Genomic DNA, 8,623 nt, shown 5'->3' on the forward strand with positions numbered 1-8,623 from the left:
GCTGGTGTTGTTATTATTCATGAATCATTAAATGCATTTGCTCATCGACCCAAGCTAGCGCTTCATGGTAGGCATCAGGTACTTTTTCACCAAGGTTTAGTTCTGTAGTTATGTCGTTGGCCGCTGACCAGTTTGCTTGCTCATAATACTTAACTAGGTTTAGGTATTGTGCCAATAAACCTTCGTTATCGAGTAATGCTGCTTTTATTTCGTTAGATAAAGGTAATTTCTGCATTACGCTTTCCATACTCTCATCTAAAATAGCATCCATTAGAGACATCATACCGGTTAAAAAAGCCATGCCAGTATCTTTAAATTGGCCATGAGAAATAGCGAGTAATTCACCAAAACGTGCTCGGGTTAAGGATAATTTGATTAATTCAACGGGCTTATCTGCAGATACTTGCGCAGCAAAAAGTAATGATAAGAGCTTTTTAATTTCGCTAGCGCCAAGCACAATAAGTGCCTGCTTAATTGTACTGATTTCAGCACGCCTTGCAAAGGCAGCAGAATTTGAATACCTAAGAAGCTTATAAGATAGATTTACATCACGCTCAAATACATTAGTGATTTTTTTAAGATCTATTTCAATACTTGAGGTTTCATACAGTAATTCAGCTAATGCCATCTCTGATGGTGGCAATGCTTTACTTTGCACCATCTCGGGTTTTGAAAAGAAGAATCCCTGAAAATAATCAAAACCGAGTTCTAATGCCAAGCTATACATTTCATACGTTTCAACTTTTTCGGCAAGTAATTTAATATGAGAATGTTGTTTTATATCGTCAATAACGTTTTTTATTGTACTTGTATCACATGTTAAGAAATCAATTTTAATGATGTCTATAAATGGATAAAAGTGACGCCACACAGGCTGATGAATGTAATCGTCAAGTGCAATAGTATACCCTTTATCTTTTAGGTCTTTAACAATTGCTAATAAGCGCTTCCCGGGTTGAACTGTTTCAAGTATTTCAACCACAATTGTATCTTTACCCAGTAGTGTTGGATAACCTTTTGATAACGTATCCAACGTAAAGTTTATATAAGCGGGCTTATTATCAGTTAAATCTTCTAAACCAAAGTTGAATTGACTGCCTTCTATTAAACGTGTTGTCGCTTCGTCACCATCTATATCGGGAAACACATTATCGACGCCATCGCGAAATAAAAGCTCATAACCAATGAGTTCTTTTTCACGATTTAAAATCGGTTGGCGTGCGGCATAAAAGTACATAAACAATTCCGTATGAGTAAAGTCAGCAGGTATTGTAATAATATATTGGAAAACATTCAAAATAGCATTACGTATATTTGCATGATTAATAAATTATCATTAAAAATAAGAGGGTTTATCTGTTTTATTTTTGAGTTTACATAGTGTTGTTCTAAAAGTGTGCAGCATGAATATTTTTAAACTAGGAAAAGGTAACAAGTTGGAGATTTCCATATTAGGCATGATATAGTCGGCTGGAATGCTTTTACCTCAATGCTGTCTTTATTATAAAACTTTAAGAGTCAATATTCGGATTAAAAGCTTGGTATTATTAAATGTGCGGAGGCTAATTTGGAAACAGGAATGATTATTTCACTGGCGTTATATTTTGTTGTAATGCTAGGTATCGGACTATATGCATATAAACAATCTACAAGCGATGTCTCTGGTTACATGTTAGGTGGGCGAAACCTTTCCCCCAGTGTCGCTGCATTATCTGCTGGCGCATCTGACATGAGTGGTTGGATTTTAATGGGCTTGCCCGGTGCAATGTTTGTAAGTGGATTTAGCAGTACATGGATAGCGATTGGTTTGATCGCAGGTGCTTGGTTAAACTATTTTTTAGTAGCTCCAAGACTCAGAGTTTATACAGAAAAAGCAAATGACTCGATTACTATTCCAGATTATTTTTCAAATCGTTTTAACGACAAATCTAACTTACTACGCGTTGTATCTGCAGTAGTTATTATTGTTTTCTTTACGCTTTATACCTCTTCTGGTGTTGTTGCCGGCGGTAAATTATTTGAAAGCTCATTTGGGCTAAGTTATGAGATGGGTTTGTATATCACTACAGGTGTTGTTGTTTTATATACTTTGTTTGGTGGTTTTTTAGCCGTCAGCTTAACTGACTTTGTTCAAGGTTGTATTATGTTCATCGCACTAATTTTAGTGCCTTGTGTAACCTACTCACTTTTAGAACAGCCTTTAGAGTCCACTTTACATAGTGTAAACCCCGAAATGCTTAATTGGATAGGTGCAGGGTCTACTTTAGGGATTATTTCAGCAATGGCTTGGGGGTTGGGATACTTTGGACAGCCTCATATTATTGTGCGCTTTATGTCTGTTCGTAGTGTGAAGGAGATGCCCACAGCGCGTCGTATAGGTATGACTTGGATGATTGTTGCTGCTGTTGGTGCAGTTGCTACTGGTATTTTTGGCGCCGCTTACACATACGAAAATAATATTACGGTCAAAGACCCAGAGACTATTTTCTTAGTGCTTTCAGAGCTTTTATTTCATCCACTAATAGCAGGCTTTTTACTTGCCGCTATATTAGCTGCAATTATGAGCACAATCTCATCTCAGTTACTAGTGAGTTCAAGTTCACTAACAGAAGATTTTTACAAAACATTTTTGCGTAAAGAGGCGAGCGATAAAGAGCTAGTGGCTGTTGGTCGTATCAGTGTTGCTATAGTTGCTATGTTTGCCATTTACTTAGCTTACGACAGAGATAGCTCTATTTTAGATTTAGTAAGTAATGCTTGGGCAGGCTTTGGCGCCGCGTTTGGACCATTGGTTTTATTTAGCCTTTATTGGAAACGCATGAACTTTGCCGGTGCATTATCGGGTATGTTAGTGGGTGCATTTACGTGCTAATTTGGATTTATGGCCCATTTACTATTAATGGCGAAAGCTTAAGTAGCTTTATGTACGAAATTGTACCTGGCTTTATTTTATCTTGTATCGCAATTGTTGTTATTAGCTTAGTAACAAAAGAGCCAGAGCAAAATATCACTGCTTTATTTGATGAAGTAGAGAAAGAGCTTTAAATAGCAATTACTACCTATTTTAAAATAAGTGATAAGCAATAAAAAAGGGAGCAACTTAGTTGCTCCCTTTTTTATTTAGCTTAACTCATCCAATAGGGAGCAAACGGCTAGTTAACTTGTTTTTTTATCGTTGTTGTCTTCAGTTGATGCAACGTTATCTGACTTTTTAGTTTTTGCTGGGGCTTTGGTGACAACTGGGTCTTTGCCACCTTTTAATATAGTCATAAAGTCTTCTTTACTCTTTGCTATTTCTAAAGCAAGTGACTCTATTTGTTGCTCGCTTAATGGCACATCTACCTTTTCTAACATTAGCTCAAGCGACTCAGCAATATCGAGCATTTTGTCATAAGCATCAGCTTCTTTTTTAGTAGTAAACGTCATGCGCTCGACTCCGTTTCGTTCTACAACATATTTAACAACAACAGCCATGATTTCTCCTGCAAGCTTGCGTGGCAATGTGGTTTATGAAAACCATTAGATTACTGTTTTTATGTACAGTAATGGTTTGTGGTGTAATTTGCAAGTATCTGATATTAATTTTTAGTTTATTTAAGATTTGACAAAAAACTGTAACTTTACTTTATTTAATAAATCACTTGTTGTACCAGCTGCATTTTAGGATTTCGGATAATAGTGATCATGTGTTTAGGTGATTTTATATAATGAGCTATTTTTATTTTACTATTTCCTGAGCAAAATTTAATAATTCGAAAGTACAATAAGGAAAATAAATGCGTCTATTACAAAAACTCTTATTCATAAGTATATTATGTTTGCTCCCGACTACTGCAGCGTTTTCACAGGTAGTTGATGTGGTCAAAGAAATGCCTAAATATGATGTTGTAAGTATTAATGATGCTGATGCGAGTATGCTCGCTAAGCTACCAGGAATAGGGAAGAAAAAAGCACAAGCAATAGTTGATTATAGGGAAGCAAATGGAGAGTTTACTGAAGTAAACGATTTAGCGAAAGTGAAAGGTGTAGGAAAAAAGTTAATAACTAAGCTAAAAGATAAAATAACATTATAAGTGGGTTAGGGCGCTTCTAAGCGCCCTGATCATATTCTTTTAATGCTTTACTAAGATTTTTTTTGGCAAAATTAATTTCGATAGGCGTAGTTAATAATGGATAACAAAGTACACCAAGCATTAAAAATGGAATAACTACCCAGCCTTCAAATAGGGTAAATATTAAAAACAGTGGGCTTAATAATATAAGCTTTATTATACGTAATAACACGCGTTCAGTAGGTGAAATCAGACCTAGTGATAGGGCTATAACGGCTTGCCTTTCGCGTACTTTTAAATGTTTTAATTCTATAATTTGACTCGAAAAAAAAGTAAACATACTAATTAAACCGATCTTTTAAAAAGTAAACGACTACTAATCACTATAAAAAATACACTAGCAAATAGTCCAAATATGATTTCCATCCAAGCGGGCATACTCAAACCCAAAAATTGCCAGTCTATATTTCCACAATCACCAGTTGCCTGAAAAAAGCTAGGGATCCACTCATGCAATGGTAAAAATGATGGGAAATTAGGTTCAAATTCACAGCTAAAAGCAAAAGGGTCTGTGGTGGTTTGCATATCTATATGTTCTTGAGCAATCAGGTATCCCCAAACACTTGATACGGCCCAAGTTAAGTAAGCCGCTATTCTGACTACTTTGTTTTGCGGTTTAATTGAGCCAATAATACCAGCGCTAAGTAACCCTAGTACTGCGGTACGTTGATAAATACACATTATGCAAGGTGCTAACCCCATTTTGTATTGAAAGAAAAGGGCGGTTACTTCAAGTAAAAAAACAATAACGGTGAATAAAATCCACGGGGTACGTTGAGTCGGTAATTGTGCAAGCCAGTTCATAAAAATTCCACGCTTAAATAAGACGATATATTATGGCGTAGGATAAAGTACGCAGCAACAAAAAGGAAAGAAAAGCTACCGAAGTAGCTTTTTTTAAGATGAGATTAGTGACTACTTGATGCAGCCCCTATGGTCGCTACATGATGATCTATCCAGCCCCATTGATACATTAGTTCGGTCATATCGCTTAAACCTATGTAAGTAAAGGTAAGCCCTATAGTAGTTAACACGATTGTATATGGTAATGCCATGTAAACCATTCTCCCATAGGACAAACGCAATACAGGGGCAAGTGTTGATGTAAGCAAAAATAAAAATGCAGCTTGACCGTTTGGAGTCGCAACACTTGGTAAATTGGTACCTGTATTAATAGCAACAGCTAAAAGGTCGAATTGATCACGGGTAATTTCCCCAGATTTCAGTGCCGCTGCAACTTCGTTTATATACACAGTACCAACAAATACATTATCGCTTACCATGGAGAGTAACCCATTGGCGATAAAGAACATGACTAATTGTAATTGCCCTTCAAATGTAAGTACCCAAGCAATAACAGGTGTGAATAGGTGTTGGTCTATAATAACGGCAACAACGGCAAAAAACACACATAAAAGCGCTGTAAATGGCAGAGCTTCCTCAAATGCTTTTCCTAGTTGATGTTCTTCAATAATACCGGCAGAGGCAGTTGCCAATATAATCACTGATAAACCTATTAACCCAACAGCGGCTAAATGCATTGCTAAACCGACAATAAGCCATACCGCAATGAACGCTTGGATAGTTAAGTTAACTTTATCGCGTTTAGTTCTTTTACTATCAAGCCCTTCAGCGTGATTTTTTAAAATAGTGTGAATTTTTTTAGGTAATTTAGCGCCATACCCAAAGGCTTTTGTTTTTTCCAGAACAAAAGTAGTTAATAAACCAGCAAAAAATACAGGCAAGGTGATAGGCAGCATTCTTAAGAAAAACTCACCAAACTGCCAACTCGCTCGCTCAGCAATAATTAAATTTTGAGGCTCACCAACCATAGTACAAACACCACCGAGTGCAGTGCCAATAGATGCATGCATTAATAGGTTACGTAAAAAAGCACGAAACTCTTCGAGTTCTTGGCGATTAACTTCTTTTACTTGCTTATCATCATTTATATCATGCTCGCTGTTGGAGTCTTTTCCTGACGCGACTTTGTGATAAATACTGTAAAATCCCATTGCAACGGCAATGACTACTGCCATAACTGTTAATGCATCTAAAAATGCAGATAAAAAAGCAGCTGCAAGAGTAAACGCTAAAGATAAAATAGATTTACTTCTGACTGACACGACTAGTTTCGTAAAAATGTAGAGTAATAAATCTTTCATGAAGTAAATGCCGGCGACCATAAAAATCAACAGCAAAATTACATCTAAGTTTTGTGCTATTTCATGTTCAACTTGTCCTGCAGTCGTCATTCCTATAAATAAGGCTTCAATGACAAGTAAGCCACCAGGCTGCAGTGGATAGCATTTAAGTGCCATTGCCAAGGTGAATATAAATTCTAATACTAACGCCCAGCCTGCCACGTATTGATTTAGTTGAAAAAGGATAGGGTTAATAATTAGAAACGTAATGATCGTATATTTATACCATTGTGGCGCATTACCTAAAAAATTCTTAAATGTTGCAGTTAAAACACTCTGCTGCATAGGTGTTCCTTTTTATTGTACTTATATGTATAGCTAGTGCCCGTTAAGTTAATTCAGCTAAAGCTTTGTGTAAACAAAAATATGCGAGTGATAACAATGTACCTAATGTGAATGTGGCCTATATTTATATACACTGTAGCTAAAATAGAAAAATCAAAATTTAATTATTTATAAATATTAAATTTCTACTCATTTGGTTGAACTAATATACCTTACTTTACTTGTTAGTTGTGCTTCCTCTGGTACAATCAGTCAGTTATTCGTGTAAGACGATAAGTTGTAGATTACTTCGAGTGGGAATTGAATGAGAATTTTTAAAGCGAAAAGCCCAGCAGGATTTGCTGAAGAATATATAGTTGAGTCTATTTGGAATGGCGATTTCCCTCCAGGTTCAATTCTACCTGCCGAGCGAGAGCTCTCAGAGTTAATTGGTGTCACAAGAACAACTTTACGAGAAGTACTACAGCGTTTAGCTCGCGATGGTTGGTTGACTATCCAGCACGGTAAACCGACACGAGTTAATAATTTTTGGGAAACGTCTGGTTTAAATATTCTTGAAACGTTAGCACGCCTTGATGAAGATAAAATGCCTGAGCTGACAGATCAGCTTTTATCGGCAAGAACGAATATTAGTGCTATTTATACGCGTGCCGCTATTAAGTTGAATCCAGAGCGCGTTATTGAAATTTTATCACAAAGCCATGAATTAGAAGATACTGCACAGGCATTTGCTGATTACGATTATAAAGTTCATCACGAATTAGCAGTTGCTGGTAATAACCGTATTTATGTATTAATTCTTAACGGTTTTAGAGGGTTTTATTCAAAGATTGGTTGTCATTACTTTTCAGATGCAGGAACACGAGAGCTTGCCCGTCAGTTTTATAAAGATTTAACTATACTGGCTGAAAATAAAGAGCATGATGGCGCTATTTCTATGATGCGTAAGTATGGTCATCAAACGGGTGAAATTTGGCAGAATATTCGAGGTGATATGCCTTCGGATATAATGGATTAAATCTAAACGAAAAACCTGCATTTGCAGGTTTTTTTGTATCTGTAAAAATTCATACCACATTATATGTTTTTTAAACAACTTAATGTATTAACCCTTCTTCAGTAACGCTAAAAATACTATCTAGTTACAACGCAATTTACACCTCAAAATAGATCTATTATTCAAGCAGATTAGTGCAAGTTATAAGTGTTCGTTATTTTCGATTGCTCACATCGCTAAATACGATTGTTCTTTTTAAACTAAAAAATTTAGAATGCCAATTAATTATATGTATGCGCTATTGGTTTTTAATTTTTAGCGCCCATATAAGTACCAGCATTGCGAAAGCAATTGAAAACAAACTCAAAATATTTGGAGAATAAAATGGGTGTATTAGTAGGCCGCCAGGCACCAGACTTTACCGCTGCAGCTGTTCTTGGTAACGGTGAAATTGTAGATAGCTATAACCTTCATGAAACAATCAAAGGTAAAAAAGCAGTTATCTTCTTTTACCCACTAGATTTCACGTTTGTGTGTCCTTCAGAACTTATTGCATTTGATAAGCGTTTTGAAGAGTTCCAAAAGCGTGGCGTAGAAGTTATTGGTGTTTCTATCGATTCACAATTCTCACATAACGCATGGCGTAACACTGCTGTAGCAGATGGCGGTATTGGTAAAGTTCAATACGCACTAGTTGCAGATGTTAAACACGAAATTTGTAAAGCATACGACGTTGAGCATCCTGAAGCGGGTGTTGCGTTTCGTGGTTCATTCTTAATCGACGAAGAAGGCAATGTACGTCACCAAGTAGTGAACGACTTACCACTAGGTCGTAACATCGATGAAATGCTTCGTATGGTTGACGCACTAGCGTTCCATACTGAACACGGTGAAGTATGTCCTGCTGGTTGGACTGAAGGTAAAAAAGGTATGGACGCAAGCCCTGAAGGCGTTGCAAAGTTCTTATCTGAAAACGAAGGCGAGCTATAATTTAGCCCTTAGTTTTAAATAAAAAACCGCCAATT

At 36.5% G+C, this 8,623-nt stretch carries 8 protein-coding genes and 1 pseudogene; 4 read left to right on the top strand and 5 right to left on the bottom strand.

What is annotated here, in order from left to right:
- Nucleotides 1-13 precede the first annotated feature (13 nt).
- On the bottom strand, nt 14-1,237 hold the full coding sequence (locus P20495_RS18295) for an EAL and HDOD domain-containing protein (RefSeq protein WP_008133803.1): 1,224 nt from the start codon (nt 1,235-1,237) through the stop codon (nt 14-16).
- Nucleotides 1,238-1,579: 342 nt separating this feature from the next.
- Here P20495_RS18295 and putP point away from each other — a divergent pair.
- A pseudogene (gene putP / locus P20495_RS18290) lies at nt 1,580-3,045 on the top strand (sodium/proline symporter PutP).
- Between the two features lie 111 nt (nt 3,046-3,156).
- Here putP and P20495_RS18280 read toward each other — a convergent pair.
- Nucleotides 3,157-3,474, bottom strand: coding sequence for a YebG family protein (locus P20495_RS18280; RefSeq protein ID WP_008133806.1), 318 nt, complete (start codon nt 3,472-3,474; stop codon nt 3,157-3,159).
- Nucleotides 3,475-3,776: 302 nt separating this feature from the next.
- On the opposite strand from P20495_RS18280, the gene P20495_RS20020 reads away from it, so the two are divergent.
- Nucleotides 3,777-4,073: a ComEA family DNA-binding protein gene (locus P20495_RS20020; RefSeq protein ID WP_007378631.1), complete on the top strand. Its 297-nt coding sequence runs from the start codon at nt 3,777-3,779 to the stop codon at nt 4,071-4,073.
- Nucleotides 4,074-4,089: 16 nt separating this feature from the next.
- On the opposite strand, the gene P20495_RS18275 is transcribed toward P20495_RS20020, so the two are convergent.
- The 3 genes from P20495_RS18275 to nhaB form a co-directional block, all read right to left on the bottom strand.
- A complete protein-coding gene (locus P20495_RS18275) occupies nt 4,090-4,392 on the bottom strand; it encodes a DUF6170 family protein (protein ID WP_008133810.1) in 303 nt (100 codons plus the stop codon).
- 5 nt (nt 4,393-4,397) lie between these two features.
- Entirely contained in the window at nt 4,398-4,916 is a 519-nt protein-coding gene (gene dsbB / locus P20495_RS18270) for a disulfide bond formation protein DsbB (RefSeq protein ID WP_008133811.1), read from the bottom strand.
- 104 nt (nt 4,917-5,020) lie between these two features.
- On the bottom strand, nt 5,021-6,601 hold the full coding sequence (gene nhaB / locus P20495_RS18265) for a sodium/proton antiporter NhaB (protein WP_008133813.1): 1,581 nt from the start codon (nt 6,599-6,601) through the stop codon (nt 5,021-5,023).
- A 304-nt stretch (nt 6,602-6,905) separates the two neighbouring features.
- Between nhaB and fadR the strand changes: the two genes are divergently transcribed.
- Entirely contained in the window at nt 6,906-7,619 is a 714-nt protein-coding gene (gene fadR / locus P20495_RS18260) for a fatty acid metabolism transcriptional regulator FadR (protein ID WP_007378635.1), read from the top strand.
- Between the two features lie 363 nt (nt 7,620-7,982).
- Entirely contained in the window at nt 7,983-8,588 is a 606-nt protein-coding gene (locus P20495_RS18255) for a peroxiredoxin (protein ID WP_007378637.1), read from the top strand.
- Nucleotides 8,589-8,623 lie beyond the last annotated feature (35 nt).

The sequence above is a fragment of the Pseudoalteromonas sp. BSi20495 genome (assembly GCF_000241185.1).
Taxonomy (GTDB): domain Bacteria; phylum Pseudomonadota; class Gammaproteobacteria; order Enterobacterales; family Alteromonadaceae; genus Pseudoalteromonas; species Pseudoalteromonas fuliginea.